We start from the raw sequence: 13738 nt of genomic DNA, 5'->3' as shown, positions 1-13738 counted from the left end.
CGTGTCTTTTTTTGATTTTTCCAAGTGATTTGCAAAAGCCTCACTTTGCTTCATTTTCCGCAATGATATCTGTGACCTTCATCAAGCGGGTCAATGTTGCTCGTTCGTCTTCTGCCAGATTGCTTTCGATGTATTGAATGGTTTCCGTCAGTTTGGGAATCGTCATATACTCTAACGCATTGACTCTTCGTCTCGTCCGCTCGATCTCATTGGCCATCAGTTGACAGGTTTTCTCGATCTCTGCCAATTGCAGCATTACTGGCAGCATTTGGTCGAGATGAGACAATGAGAGGTCCAGCTCACTGGTGGTACTTACAAAACCATAGGAAAAGTCATCATCAGAGCTTTCTTCTTCGTAAACAGGATTTAACACTGGCACATCCATATTCATGATGGTCCGACTTTGTACATCTAGGGTCACTTTATTTAAAGGGATCATAAATGCTTCTTGCAAAACGACATCGGGAATACTACTAGAAGCCAGCACATACTCTTCCATCCCTGCTTGCAGCGCAGTTTCCATTTTTTTACGAAGTTCCTGGTTTTTCTTTACTAGCTGAATGAATTGGCGCACCAGCTCATCTTGCTTGTCTTTCAATAATTTGTGACCACGGGTTGCCGTCGTCAGCCGTTTTTTCAAACGACTTAGTTCCATCCGAGTTGGATTGACATTTAAGATCGCCATTAAGAACTCACATCCTCGTCCGTTGGGTAATAGGCGTCGATAAATTCTTCTTTGATACGGCTCAACTCTTGTTTTGGCAAGGTAGCTAATAGCTTCCAGCCTAAATCTAACGTTTCTTCAATCGTCCGGTTGGTTTCAAATCCCTGGTTGACATACTCTTTTTCGAAAAGATCAGCAAAACGCGCGTACTTTTTATCAAGATCAGACAAGGCAGACTCTCCTAAAACGATCGATAACTCTTTGGCAGCTTTCCCATCGGAATAGGCGGCATAAATTTGATTCATCGTTGCCGCATGATCGGCACGGGTCTTACCTTCTCCCGTTCCTTTGTCCTTCAACCGGGAAAGACTTGGCAAAATATCCACTGGCGGGTTGATATTGCGTTTGTAAAGGTCCCGCGACAAAATGATTTGTCCTTCCGTGATATAGCCGGTCAAATCAGGAATTGGGTGGGTTTTATCGCCATCAGGCATCGTTAAGATTGGAATCTGTGTGACCGAGCCTTCTTTGCCCATCAAACGTCCTGCCCGTTCATACAGCGTCGCTAAATTGGTGTACAGATACCCTGGGTAGCCACGACGTCCTGGAACTTCTCGGCGAGCAGCGGAGATTTCTCGCAATGCTTCGCAATAGTTCGTCATATCGGTCATGATCACTAAAACGTGCATGCCTTTTTCAAAAGCCAGATATTCTGCTGCGGTCAATGCCATCTTAGGGGTAGCGATCCGTTCGATTGCCGGGTCATTGGCAAGGTTCATAAACAAAACAGAACGGTCTAACGCACCGGTTTTACGAAATTCATCTACGAAAAATTCTGCTTCTTCAAATGGAATTCCGATAGCTGCAAAGACGATCGCGAAATTACCTTCTTGGCTGGGTACGGTTGCTTGTCGCGCAATTTGAGCAGCGATCTCTTTATGAGGCAAACCGGAGGCGGAAAAGATTGGTAGTTTTTGTCCACGAACTAGGGTATTTAAATGATCGATAGTTGAGATTCCCGTTTGGATAAATTCATCCGGGAAGTCCCGTGCCATTGGATTGATAGCTTCACCATTTACATCGATGCGTTTTTCTGGCAAAATTCTAGGGCCATTATCTTTGGGTTTTCCTAAACCATCAAAAACTCGACCCATCATATCTAGAGAAACCCCCAAAGTCAAACCAGTTCCTAGAAATCTTGCTTTACTTTCTTCGGCACTCAAGTTGCTAGTACCTTCAAAAACTTGGACAACGGCATTGTCATCACTGACTTCCAGTACTTGTCCTTGACGGATCTCACCCGTGTCCATGCGGACTTCGACGAGTTCATCAAATTTAACGCCTCTGACGTTCTCAACCACCATTAAGGGGCCGGCGATTTCGGAAACTGTACGATATTCTTTTAACATCAATGAACACCTCCAGTTTCAATGATTCGTTGTAACATTTCTTTGATGTCATGCTTGATCGTATCCAAGCGGGTCAATTCTTCTTCAGGAATGTATTTGCTGCGAGCGATGCGCTCACGCAGATCAACCGTTCCTTTGGTGATCTCATCTAAGTAAGCACCTAGCTGCAGTGCACGTTGCGCTTGTTCATTAAAGTAAAGAATATTCTCTAACATTTTGAACTGCTTATTACGAGATGTATACGTGTCAACGTCATCAAAGGCGTTTTGCTGCAAGTAATCTTGTCTCAAAGAACGGGCTGTCATCATCGTCAAACGGTCTCTTTGAGAAAGAGAATCCATCCCTACCAATTGAACGATCTCTTCTAAACGGCTTTCTTCTTGGAGAATCGCCATTGATTCATTGACTAGCTCCGACCAGCGATCGCCTAATAATTGATCTAAATAAGAATTGATTTGATCTTCATAAAGGGAATAGGAATTCATCCAGTTGATGGAGGGAAAATGCCGTTTTTGCGCCAGCATGCTATCCAATGCCCAGAAAACTTTCACGATTCGTAAGGTATTTTGGGTGACTGGTTCTGAGATGTCTCCACCAGCTGGTGAAACCGCGCCAATTGCGGTAATGCTTCCTTCCCGAGGCTGCGTGCCTAATGAATGGAAACGCCCTGCTCGCTCATAGTATTCCGCAATTCGACTTCCAAGATAAGCCGGATAACCTTCATCTCCGGGAATCTCTTGCAATCGTCCACTCATTTCCCGCAGCGCTTCTGCCCAACGTGATGTTGAGTCTGCCATGATGGCCACACTATAGCCCATGTCACGGTAATATTCTGCAATCGTGATTCCTGTATAGATTGAGGCTTCCCGAGCAGCAACTGGCATATTCGACGTATTGGCGATCAAGACCGTTCGTTCCATGATCGACTTGCCGGTATTTGGGTCGATCAGTTCAGGAAATTCATTCATAACATCCCGCATTTCATTGCCTCGCTCGCCGCAGCCGACATAGACAACGATATCCACATCTGACCATTTAGCAATCTGGTGCTGAACAACTGTTTTTCCGGCACCAAATGGTCCGGGAACGGCAGCTGAGCCGCCTTTTGCTACTGGAAAATAGGTGTCGATGACTCGCTGTCCAGTGACCAGCGGTTCGCCTGGATTTAATTTAGCAGTAACGGGACGTGGTTGACGAACTGGCCATTTCTGAACCATCGTCAAGTTTTTTTCACCCTCAATGGTTTCTAAAACACAGATCACTTCAGTAATCGCAAAATTCCCTACCATGATTTCTTTGACGGTTCCTTCATAGTTTGGTGGAACCATGATTTTATGCTCGATCACCGACGTTTCTTGTACTGAACCCAAAATGTCGCCGCCTTGTACGGTATCACCGACTTGTACTTGAGGGACAAAGGTCCATTTCTTTTGGCGATTCAGTGGATCGATGGTGACCCCTCGTTCCAAAAAATCACTTTCTGTTTGCGACATAAACGTATCTAATGGTCGTTGGATCCCATCAAACATCTGAGTCAACAAACCTGGTGCTAGTTCGACAGACAATGGTGCGCCTGTCGTTTCCACGGGTTCGCCTGGTCCGATTCCCGCTGTTTCTTCGTATACTTGGATCGAAACCAGCCCTTTTTTGATCTCAATGATCTCACCGATAAGGCCCTTGTCACTGACTTTGCAGATTTCATGGATTTTTGCGCCACTCAATCCTGAGGCGGTGACCAGTGGTCCCGATACTTTTTCAATTGTGCCAAATGCCACATTTATTCCTCCTAGCTGGCTGACTTGTCTGTTATGAATCTAAAATATTCATTCCTACCGCTTTTTCCACATTTTGCTGAATGCGTGCCATACCGATTCCTAGACTACCTGTACTACTTGGGATCGGAATGATTGCTGGTGTCGGTACTTCTTCATAGCGGCGAACGATCGGTTCTAATTGTTCGATCAGTCGCTCAGTCAAAAAGATCACCCCATAGGCTTCAGCCATTTCTTCTAGTTGTTGGGCGGCTTCATCCAAATCGCTGACTGGAAAGATGTCGATCCCCAGCCCTTTGAAAGGCAAGATCGAGTTCTTACCACCCATCATTGCTATTTTTTTATGCATAACTATCACGCACCCGACTTCTTAAAATCTCTTCCGGCACCTTATTGATTTTCCCAATCAAGAGAATTCGCAAGTTCTTGCTTTCAATTTCCTTGGCGTACAAGTACCCTGCCAATGCTGAAGGGCCAAAAGGAACAATTTTATGTTCTTTGAGCTTCGCCATCAGAAAATTGTCTTTGCGTATATCAAAGGTATTCAAGGTCTTCTTCTCTACCAACTCTTCATAGCTGTGATTGATCAGTTCTTTATAAGGAGTTCCTTGCAAATATGCCACAAATGCCTCAAGGGAAGTTGTGATCTCAGCTAACAGTTCTTTTGCAGGTAGGTTCCCATGATCGGCTAAAACTGCGCTGATAAAGCCGCGCTTGCGTTTCATCGCGTAACTGCGCAACGTTGTTGAAATGTTGAAGATATCGATCTGTCGACGAATCAAGCTTTGCAGCAAATCGTCGTCGTATTCTTTGCCGATCGTCCACAATTGCTCCCAATAATGGTTATCAAAGATGATATCGATCGATTGGACCTCATGGTAGTTCTCAATATAAGAGAAGACTTCTTCCACACAATCAACCATCTCTTTGGCAACAAGATTGCTTTTTCTGGTCTTGACTAGATCCTTAAGGACGGAAAGCGGCTGGGTGCCGATTGGGACAAGGTATTCAGAAAAATCTTCCTGCATATACGCCGCTTTTACCAAGACTTTCAGATTTTGATAGTCATATTTCAAAGCAAAGAAATCAACGATCGCTTTTTCCGGTGTCAGCTGATACATCGTGTCGTATACCCGTTTCAACTCCGCCATCAACACATCTTCAAAGTCGTGTACACGATCATCCTCGTTGATGAAGTCACCATAAACCGTTTCTTGCAACATACTGTAGATTTCCTCTGCGCTAGCAGCCGAGAGCATCCGCTCATAGCGGCTGCGATCGAATAATTGCGATTCATACGTCCGAATTCTCGTATTTAAGGTATTGTATTTGATGTCATTCATCTGTTTGCACCTGCTTACTGTTCAAAAATCAATTGCAGTAACGTATTGCTTAACTCTTCTTTGTTGGCTTCTAGCAGCGCATCAAAAGTAAAATTCAACTCAATCGCTTCTTGTCGCAACAAAAAGCCGCCCTTACGAGGGATCGTTTTATTTACCAGTTTCAGCTGAACCTCTGGAACCGATGCTTGCAACTTAGTAAGGAGCTCCTCATCTACTAAATGGCGGGTCTTCTCACCTAAAAGCAACTCAACCTCACCAGTTAACCGTGCATTCGCCAAGCCTTTAGCGATAAACGCATAAAATGCTGCTTGATCCATTGTATTTAATCGAGTCAGAGCCTCAGAAAACAGCTCATCTAAGACAGACTGCTTTGCTGCCAAGACCTTGTTTCTTGATTGGATATGCACATCTGAGATTTCCAAATACATCGCCGCACGTTTTTCTTTTTCGTAGAAAGCTAGTCGTTCGTTCAGCTCTTTTTCTAATTGCGTTCGCTTTAAGTTTTCTTGATTTTCACTTTCTTTTTTTGCTTCTTTGATTTGCAACTGGTATTTCTTTTCCGCATCAGCGGTTATTTTGTCAGTTAAACGTGTAATATCAGACATTCACTTTCCCTCCTCTTAATTCAAGACAAGCAAGAAGGAAATTACGAACCCTAAAATACAATATGTTTCCATCATCGCTACTAAGATAATTCCTTTGGTCACATGTTCTGGTTTTTTGGCTAAAATCTGCATCGCTGCACTTGCGGCACGTCCTTGCCATTTTCCGGCTACGATTGCTGTTAATGCGATTGGCAATGAAGCAATAAACAAGTACAATCCGCGATCGAATGAGAGCGAACCGCTGATCTGACCAAAGATCATAAAGGAAATTACGAACCCGTATAATCCCTGAGTACTAGACAGCAATTCCAAGATCAACGCTTGCCCAAATTTCTCTGGCTGCTCAGAGATCAAGCCTGACGCTGCTTCACTGGTCATCCCAACACCGATCGTTGATCCGATACCGCCGCAAATCGTTGCGGTCGCCACACCTAAAGCTGCAAAAACAATTCCACCATTTTCGTAAAAGAAACTAATCCAATTTTCCATTATTGTCCTCCTGTAACTTCTCTTCTGAGATGATCTCTACATATTTTTCATTTGATTTGAAGGGGGCAAAAGCACGTCCGCCCCCCGTAAAGAATTTTCCAAAATACTCTAAATACTGCAAACGGATACCATGAACATACGCACTAAGGTAACTTAAGAAAATATTTAGGCCATGCAATCCCACAAATAATAAGATACCAACGGTAAACCGGGCTGCCGGCGGTAGGTAGCTGATGATCAAATTGAAGGCTGAGGCGATACTTCCGCCGGCAACCCCTAACGCCATCAGACGGGTGTAACTGATCAAGTCACCAACATAATTGGTCACATCCATCAATCCGTACAATCCAGAACCGATTTTTCCAGCTAAGGTCTTTCCTTCTAAACTGCCTCCGATCGCCACTGCTAAAAGACTGGCAGCGATCATCACGATCCCAATCGTTTGCAACGGTGTATCAGGGAAAAGCAGCATTCCTGCGGCAACAAAAACCACACTGATCAAAAAGACGATCCACGAACCGGCTTGGAACATCGCAGCCAGTTTCTGGTCTTTTTTCTTCCATAAAATATAAAATTTCAGCGCCAATCCAAACATGATCTGAATGTACCCAAAGATCACGGATAAGACTAAGATCTGATTGACATCATCCTGGGCAGACAACAGTTGGAATGAGAATTCAAATCCGAAGAAGTTGCCATAGATCAAGCCCCAGATAATCGTAGGGATCGAGCACAACTGAAAGAGGGTCAAATTTTGTTCCAGCCCTTTGCTGAGGTGAAACAGTTTTTTCCCCAGGAATGTCGCCAGAAACAAGAGCAACCCATAGCCAAAATCGGCAACCATCATCCCGAATGCCACCATATAAAAAGGCGCCATAAATGGTGTCGGATCTAACTCATCATATTGCGGCAAGCTGTACATCCGAACAAGTCCTTCAAAAGGTTTGATCCAACGTGCGTTTTCTAATAAAATCGGCACATCAGCGATCTCTTTTTCCGTCACTTCTTGGTATTCGAGGTAATAGTTACCTGTGGTTCCTTTTTTGATACGTTTTTCTAATTCGGTCGCCCCATCAACAGGAACCCAGCCAGAAATCGAGACCACATGAGTTGAACGTAAAAGCATTTTATTGCTTTTTAAGCGGGTGATCGCTCCATCTAAATACTCGGCAACGATCCGCAACATTTCTTGCTCGTTTGTCATTGCGCGAAGAGCGACTTTGATCTCTTTTTCTTCATCAATTAGACGTTGGGATTTTTCTTTCATCGTTTGCAGATCTTCTTCTGGAATGCCCTCATAAGGGTAGATGTATTGCTCAAAGGCTGCTTTCTTTAGAAGAGTAGTTACTTTTTCTTTTACATCTTTATGGAAAAGCACCAACAAGTAAGTTGTCGTTTGCGATTGATAAATGGTTTCGACATAGACAAGCGGCAGCTTTTCACTGTTGGTCGTAAAGTCAGCCATTTCAGAAGTAGGAATCGATCCTAACATGCCACCTGATTTTTTTAATTCTTTTAAAACAGCCGGCCGTTCTTTGAAGTACTTCCAGATCGACAGCTCTGCTTCTTGTGCTAATACATCGCGTTTTTCTTGATCAATCAAGCGAAGACGTTTGTCTTGTTTACGAAGGGTTTGGCATAATTCTTGCCAAGGATAGGTGTGGGCTGTTTCAGCCAATTCTTGAAGGGTATATTTTTTGATTGGTTGCCGCAGTTGTGCCAGCATTCCTTTTTTGGGTACATATTCTTCTAAAAAATTTAAGCTCCAGTTGACTTGACCAAACTGGTTCTCCATTTCTTCTTCAGACTGTTCCTCGCGAACCGGTGCCAAAACACCCGTCGTTTCTTCAGAATCATAATATTTTTCCGAAGAAAGCAGTTCTACGCCTTGAAAGTCTTGCAGCTGCTCTAAAACAGCTTCTTTCTGATCGTAAAAGGTCAACAGACTGAACTTTTGCATTTTTGCAATTGCCATTTATGTCACAACCTTATTTATTATTATTGCTAATGCTTCTTCTTTTAACTCATTAGGGATCGTTCTTAGTGTTTCTACTTCTGCTTTCGTTTTAGCCATGAGCGGTTCTTTTGATTGTACCAACTCAGCTGCGATTTTTTGATTGATTGCTTCTTTTTGTTGGGCCTCTTTTTCTGCCAACTCTTTTTTAAACGCCTTCAACCGTTCTTCGCGTGCTTGTGCCAATTGTTTTTTTTCTGCTTCTGCTTCTTTATTTTTATTTTCCGCAAATTGCTCTGCTTCTTGTAATAATCGAATGGCATCTACTGTCATTTTCTCACCTGCTTTCACTTTTTTTCCGCAAAAAAAACCACTACAAATCAAGCATATGGCATTCGCTGATCGTAGGGTGTCAAAAATCAATAAGTGGCAAATACCTTCACCTATTTCCGTTTTCTAATATAACCGTAACATAAATCTAGCGATAGAACAAGGTTCCTAGCGTTTTTTTATAGTCTTTACATACAAAAGTCACAAAAATTACACATTTTCACAAAAAGAAATCCTTTTCAATTTAAAGTGGGTTAAATGAGGACAAAAAAGGAAGATTAGAAACAGAATTCCGTTTCAAATCTTCCTTTTATTTTTTTCTCTTCCATTTCTTAACTTTCATAATTTCAAAGCAAGTTGCCGTATTTTTAAATAACAAAGAACTGTCCTACTCACGAATAAACGGCATACTCATACAGCGGGGACCCCCACGTCCGCGAACCAATTCGCTGCCGGAGATCTCATTCAACTTAACGCCAGCCTCTTTTAACAGCCGGTTGGTAATGGTGTTGCGGTCATAGACCACGACCTCCCCTGGGGCGATCGCCAGTGTATTGGAGCCATCATTCCATTGCTCTCTAGCTGCTGCTGCCAAATCGTCGCCACCACAGCGGATCAGGAGCACTTCAGGCAGATCTAAATAACGACAAAGAATATTTTCCAATGTATCTTTTTCCTCAAATACCCGAACACTGTCCTTGTGTTTAGTGATGGAATACAGCGAAAGTTCTCCCTCGATTTCTGGATGGATCGTGAACTTATCATGATCCACCATCGTAAAGACCGTATCTAAGTGCATAAATTTTCGTTCCTCGCCGATATTAAAGGCCAAGATATGTTCAAAACTCGGTTCTGTGGCAAAAATCGTTTCGGCAATTTTTTCGATTGAGGCAACTTCGGTTCGTTGAGAAATCCCGATCGCCACGATTTTATCAGATAAAATCAGCTGATCGCCGCCTTCCATCCGCGTCGTTTCGTCCCGATGATACAAAAAGTTCGTCTCATTGCGGGCAAACATCGGGTGGTGCGTGAAAATTTGTTTTCCGTAGAGGGTTTCCCGTCTTCTCGTTGCAGAATACATTCGATTCAAGGAAACACTATGACCAATCGTTGCAAAAGGATCTCGTGTGAAGTACAAGTTAGGCATTGGATCAATCAAGAAAGGATATTCTGTTTCAACGATTGCCGTTAAGTTACTGGCTTTTGAAATTTCTACCTCACTTTTTTTCAAGCCCGCCATCGTATGATCGATAAAGGCGCGATTATCTTCGATCGAAAGGAAAAAATTGCGTACTTCGTTGCGAATCTCTTCATCAAGGATCGTAGTTTCATTTAAATAGTCTTCTAAAAAGGCCTCTTTGGCACCAGTTGTTGTCAATGTTTCAGCAGCTAGATCCTCCAAATAAAGAACTTCCACTCCTCTGTTTCTTAACGTCTCGGCAAAAAAATCATGCTCTTTTTGCGCTTGGTCTAGAAAAGGAATATCATCGAACAACAAGCGATCAAGATAATCCGGCATCAAGTTTTCCAATTCTGCGCCTGGACGATGCAGCAGCACCCGTTTTAAAGGGGCAATCTCAGAAAAGATTTGTATTGGCTGGTTCATGGACGTGTCTCTCCTTTTTCGCATTTTTTGTAGAATAACTTATGTCATTCCTTTTTCATGACTTCTCATCACATAATTATTCATTTCTTTGTCTCATAGTGTTCTTCTGCTAATGTTTAAAAGTTTTTTGGATCTGTTGGTTATAAACATGCATTTTTTTATAAAGAAACGATCAATAAAAAAACAACTAATTAGAGAGATAAAGTTTAGATGTTTTAATTTACCGCCTTTTTCAATTGTATATTTTTGTTAAAAAAACAGCAAGACAAAAGAACTGTATGCCGATAGACGCTGCTCTGAAAAAGGATTGAACTATCTTTGTTTTTTTGGATCATTTCATGTTTGTTTAATGATAACGCTATCAAAAGCATGATTGTTTGATATGATTCAAGTAGCTTGTTACTAGCGAAACGTCTATAAAGGAGCGATTTGATGAAAACGCAACGTCATCTTTACTATGGTGCCGACTACAATCCTGAACAATGGTCTAAAGAAGTCATTCTTGAAGATATGCGTTTAATGAAAGAAGCAGGTGTGAACTATGTGAGTATCAATATTTTTGGCTGGGTCAATCTACAACCAGATGAATCCACCTATGATTTTGACTTTCTGGACTGGTTGATGGATCTTTTATATAAAAACAATGTCATGATCGACCTAGCCAATGGTACAGCTTCGCCTCCCGCTTGGCTTGTTCAAAAACATCCTGAGATGCTGCCTATGACCATTCATGGCAATCGACTGGTTCATGGGGCGCGCCAGCACTACTGTCCGACTTCCCCTATCTATCGTCAATATGCCGCCGATTTGTCTGAAGCAGTCGCAAACCGTTATGCTAATCATCCAGGGCTGGTCATGTGGCATATCAATAATGAATATACCTGTCACATCCACGAGTGTTATTGCGATCATTGTCGGAAAAGATTTCAGACATGGTTAACAGAAAAATATCAGACGATCGCTGGATTGAATGATGCTTGGTCAACGAAGTTTTGGAGTCAATCCTATGGCAGCTGGGAGGAAATTTTTTTACCTGAGGCAATGCCAACCTTCAAAAATCCTGCGCAGCAATTAGACTATCGTCGGTTTCTTTCCGACATGAATCTGGAACTTTATCAACTCGAAAAGGCGGCGATTGCAAAATATTCGCAAGGCATCCCTTATATGACCAATCTTATGGGCTTACACAAATACGTGGATGGATTTAAATGGGCCCCTGAAATGGATGTGGTCAGCTGGAATTCGTATCCGAATCCCTTTGAAAAAATTCCTTACCCGCAATTTCTTGCTAACGATTTAACCCGCAGCTTGAAGAAAAAACCTTTCTTGATCATGGAGCAAGCCACCAGCGCCGTTAATTGGCGGCAAATTAATGGGGCAAAAACACCCAACCAGTTGCGTCTTTGGAGTTATGAAGCGCTCGCTCATGGCGCTGATGGTATCATGTTCTTCCAATGGCGACAGTCTCGTGGCGGTGCGGAAAAATTTCACAGTGCGATGGTGCCTCACGGAGATCCTCAGTCAAGCCGTATCTTTCATGAATGTGCACAATTAGGCAACGAATTTTCACAACTGTCGGAAATCGTTGGGACGCGCTTCTTGGCTGATGTCGCGGTTGTCTTCGACTGGGAAAATTGGTGGGCGCTGGAATTGGATGCCAAACCAAGCACCTTAAAGTACATTCATCAGTTACGCAGCCTGTATGCCGCGCTAAGGGCGTTAAATCTGAGCGTAGACTTTGTCCATCCTTCCGAATCCCTAGACGGCTATCCTTTAGTGATCGCCCCAAATCTCTATTCAGCACCAGAAGCCTTCGGTAAGAAAATCAATGATTACGTGCGACAAGGTGGCATCTTCTTGACGAATTTCTTTAGTGGGATCGTCAATGAATATGACCAAGTCTATCTTGGGGGCTATCCAGGACTGTTTAGGGACACCTTAGGGATCATTGTAGAAGAGTTTTACCCAATGAAAGCAGCTATCCATCACCAAATTGACTTCCAAGGTCGTCGGTACGACAATTCTCTATGGGAGGAAGTCATTCATCTAAATGGTGCGAAAGCTTTGGCAACCTTCCAATCCGGTTATTTGTCTGATAAGCCAGCCATTACTATGAATCAGATCGACGATGGGTATGCGTATTACGTGGGAACAGAATTGTCTCTTGAAGGGCTAACTACATTTTTAGCGACCATTCTGGAAAATCATAAATTAGCGACTCATGCCCAGCACTTCTTGGCTGCTCCTACTGAAGTCTCCGTTACCTGTCGCAAAGGTGCTGGCTATACACTCGTCTTTCTCTTAAACCATACCGAGCAGACAACCAAAGTGAAGCTGAAAGCCGCTGGAGTAGACCTTCTTACCAAAGAAACCAAACAATTGGCAGTTCTGAAACCAAAAGAAGTCGCAGTTCTTAAGTATATTGATTGATCTAAGGAAAGAACCTCCATGAAGCGATCGCTTCATGGAGGTTCTTTTTATAGTCGTTACTAGATTCAAGAAGATTCATTAAACAAACGATAGGCATTTTCTAAACAAGAGGCTATCTTTTGTCTTAGCTTTCCATCTCTTTTTTCTGAATAGTGATACTCTGGATTACTCCAATGGGATTTGTCATACAGCCAAACAGGCATTTTTTTCGCTTCGTCGGTTTCCCATTCATAACGCGGAAAAAGATGGGCATGAAGAAAGTTATCGGTATTTCCTAATAGTTCATAATTGATTCTTAATGGAGAACAAGCCTGTATCATAGCATCTCCTAAAAGAGTCATATCATTTAAGAAAACCTGTCGCTCATTTAAATCTAGATCATTTAAAGAAGCCACCTCTCTTTTAGGTAATAATACACTATATCCAGGAAGAAATTGGACATCGCCATAAACAGCAAAACTGCCAGGCAATTCTTTGATCACCATTGGATTTGTCCCATCTATCGCTGATTTGATTCTATTCTCATACCATTTCAATTTGATCACCCTCTTTCCTGTTCCTTGCAGCTATTCATGTAAAAACTATAAAAGATTAAGGGAAGGCTTTCAATAGTAACAAAACAAAAAAAATCTTTGCTATATGAGTTGTCCTCCAAAATCGTATTTGTAGACTTTTATAAACAAAAAAATGTATCAATCTTATAAAAGACTGATACATCAATGATACCGGCGGCCGGGGTCGAACCGGCACGCCCTCAACGGGCACTGGATTTTGAGTCCAGCGCGTCTGCCAATTCCGCCACGCCGGCATGTTGAAAGGTTAGTATTTAGTACTAAGGCGGTAACCGGATTTGAACCGGTGATGAAGGTTTTGCAGACCTCTGCCTTACCACTTGGCTATACCGCCATTATACTATTGTTGCAATCTACAATCAAGTGAAGATTGTACTGGGGTAGCTGGATTCGAACCAACGCATGACGGAGTCAAAGTCCGTTGCCTTACCGCTTGGCTATACCCCAAAAATGAAAGGGCGAGTGATGGGAATCGAACCCACGAATGCCGGAGCCACAATCCGGTGCGTTAACCACTTCGCCACACCCGCCGTGATAAGAAACTGTTAAATATATAATGGCAGG

The 13738-nt window shown here is 42.8% G+C and carries 12 protein-coding genes and 5 tRNA genes (1 of these 17 cut by a window edge); 1 reads left to right on the top strand and 16 read right to left on the bottom strand.

The genetic code is table 11. From position 1 onward, the window contains the following. Positions 1-40: 40 nt before the first annotated feature. From ENLAB_RS14050 to arcA, 10 genes are all read right to left on the bottom strand, one after another. A complete protein-coding gene (locus ENLAB_RS14050; RefSeq protein ID WP_005229243.1) occupies positions 41-685 on the bottom strand; it encodes a V-type ATP synthase subunit D in 645 nt (214 codons plus the stop codon). Continuing rightward, entirely contained in the window at positions 685-2073 is a 1389-nt protein-coding gene (locus tag ENLAB_RS14045) for a V-type ATP synthase subunit B (protein ID WP_005237151.1), read from the bottom strand. Before ENLAB_RS14045 ends, ENLAB_RS14050 begins: the two co-directional genes overlap by 1 nt. Continuing rightward, positions 2073-3848 carry a V-type ATP synthase subunit A gene (locus ENLAB_RS14040; protein ID WP_077452667.1) on the bottom strand — a complete coding sequence of 592 codons (1776 nt, stop codon included), beginning with the start codon at positions 3846-3848 and terminating at the stop codon, positions 2073-2075. The genes ENLAB_RS14045 and ENLAB_RS14040 overlap by 1 nt, the downstream gene beginning before the upstream one ends. A 31-nt stretch (positions 3849-3879) precedes the next feature. Beyond that, complete coding sequence (locus ENLAB_RS14035) at positions 3880-4194, bottom strand: V-type ATP synthase subunit F (RefSeq protein WP_005229240.1); 315 nt, start codon at positions 4192-4194, stop codon at positions 3880-3882. Next, positions 4187-5188, bottom strand: coding sequence for a V-type ATP synthase subunit C (locus ENLAB_RS14030; RefSeq protein WP_086292902.1), 1002 nt, complete (start codon positions 5186-5188; stop codon positions 4187-4189). The genes ENLAB_RS14035 and ENLAB_RS14030 overlap by 8 nt, the downstream gene beginning before the upstream one ends. 14 nt (positions 5189-5202) lie before the next feature. Next, positions 5203-5793 (bottom strand): V-type ATP synthase subunit E, encoded by a 591-nt coding sequence (locus tag ENLAB_RS14025; protein WP_086292904.1) that lies wholly within the window; start codon positions 5791-5793, stop codon positions 5203-5205. 15 nt (positions 5794-5808) lie between these two features. Next, positions 5809-6282 carry a V-type ATP synthase subunit K gene (locus ENLAB_RS14020; RefSeq protein ID WP_005237160.1) on the bottom strand — a complete coding sequence of 158 codons (474 nt, stop codon included), beginning with the start codon at positions 6280-6282 and terminating at the stop codon, positions 5809-5811. Then, positions 6266-8257, bottom strand: coding sequence for a V-type ATP synthase subunit I (locus tag ENLAB_RS14015; protein WP_244351687.1), 1992 nt, complete (start codon positions 8255-8257; stop codon positions 6266-6268). Before ENLAB_RS14015 ends, ENLAB_RS14020 begins: the two co-directional genes overlap by 17 nt. After that, positions 8258-8569, bottom strand: coding sequence for a hypothetical protein (locus ENLAB_RS14010; protein ID WP_081118806.1), 312 nt, complete (start codon positions 8567-8569; stop codon positions 8258-8260). It abuts the gene before it with no gap. A 385-nt stretch (positions 8570-8954) separates the two neighbouring features. Next, a complete protein-coding gene (gene arcA / locus ENLAB_RS14005) occupies positions 8955-10172 on the bottom strand; it encodes an arginine deiminase (protein WP_142962816.1) in 1218 nt (405 codons plus the stop codon). A gap of 432 nt (positions 10173-10604) precedes the next feature. On the opposite strand from arcA, the gene ENLAB_RS14000 reads away from it, so the two are divergent. Next, complete coding sequence (locus ENLAB_RS14000) at positions 10605-12602, top strand: beta-galactosidase (RefSeq protein WP_244351685.1); 1998 nt, start codon at positions 10605-10607, stop codon at positions 12600-12602. A 65-nt stretch (positions 12603-12667) separates the two neighbouring features. Here the strand turns inward: ENLAB_RS14000 and ENLAB_RS13995 are convergent, their stop codons facing one another. The 6 genes from ENLAB_RS13995 to ENLAB_RS13970 form a co-directional block, all read right to left on the bottom strand. Beyond that, entirely contained in the window at positions 12668-13138 is a 471-nt protein-coding gene (locus ENLAB_RS13995) for an HIT family protein (RefSeq protein WP_244351684.1), read from the bottom strand. A 187-nt stretch (positions 13139-13325) separates the two neighbouring features. After that, positions 13326-13410: transfer RNA gene (locus tag ENLAB_RS13990), tRNA-Leu, on the bottom strand. Positions 13411-13437: 27 nt separating this feature from the next. Then, positions 13438-13508: transfer RNA gene (locus ENLAB_RS13985), tRNA-Cys, on the bottom strand. A gap of 41 nt (positions 13509-13549) precedes the next feature. Next, positions 13550-13621, bottom strand: a tRNA-Gln gene (locus ENLAB_RS13980). A gap of 10 nt (positions 13622-13631) precedes the next feature. Continuing rightward, a tRNA-His gene (locus ENLAB_RS13975) sits at positions 13632-13704 on the bottom strand. A 27-nt stretch (positions 13705-13731) separates the two neighbouring features. After that, a tRNA-Trp gene (locus tag ENLAB_RS13970) sits at positions 13732-13738 on the bottom strand; it runs 67 nt beyond the window's last position.

The sequence above is a fragment of the Enterococcus innesii genome, assembly GCF_022846515.1.
GTDB lineage: Bacteria > Bacillota > Bacilli > Lactobacillales > Enterococcaceae > Enterococcus_D > Enterococcus_D innesii.
Note: the sequence above shows the minus strand (reverse complement) of the source record. Positions and strands in the feature narration are given on the sequence as shown.

Coding starts and splice junctions, on each gene's coding strand:
- ENLAB_RS14025 (WP_086292904.1), bottom strand. CDS start 5,793: ATGTCTGATATTACACGTTTAACTGACAAAATAACCGCTGATGCGGAA.
- ENLAB_RS14050 (WP_005229243.1), bottom strand. CDS start 685: ATGGCGATCTTAAATGTCAATCCAACTCGGATGGAACTAAGTCGTTTG.
- ENLAB_RS14045 (WP_005237151.1), bottom strand. CDS start 2,073: ATGTTAAAAGAATATCGTACAGTTTCCGAAATCGCCGGCCCCTTAATG.
- ENLAB_RS14010 (WP_081118806.1), bottom strand. CDS start 8,569: ATGACAGTAGATGCCATTCGATTATTACAAGAAGCAGAGCAATTTGCG.
- ENLAB_RS14000 (WP_244351685.1), top strand. CDS start 10,605: ATGAAAACGCAACGTCATCTTTACTATGGTGCCGACTACAATCCTGAA.
- ENLAB_RS14030 (WP_086292902.1), bottom strand. CDS start 5,188: ATGAATGACATCAAATACAATACCTTAAATACGAGAATTCGGACGTAT.
- ENLAB_RS14015 (WP_244351687.1), bottom strand. CDS start 8,257: ATGGCAATTGCAAAAATGCAAAAGTTCAGTCTGTTGACCTTTTACGAT.
- ENLAB_RS14020 (WP_005237160.1), bottom strand. CDS start 6,282: ATGGAAAATTGGATTAGTTTCTTTTACGAAAATGGTGGAATTGTTTTT.
- ENLAB_RS14035 (WP_005229240.1), bottom strand. CDS start 4,194: ATGCATAAAAAAATAGCAATGATGGGTGGTAAGAACTCGATCTTGCCT.
- arcA (WP_142962816.1), bottom strand. CDS start 10,172: ATGAACCAGCCAATACAAATCTTTTCTGAGATTGCCCCTTTAAAACGG.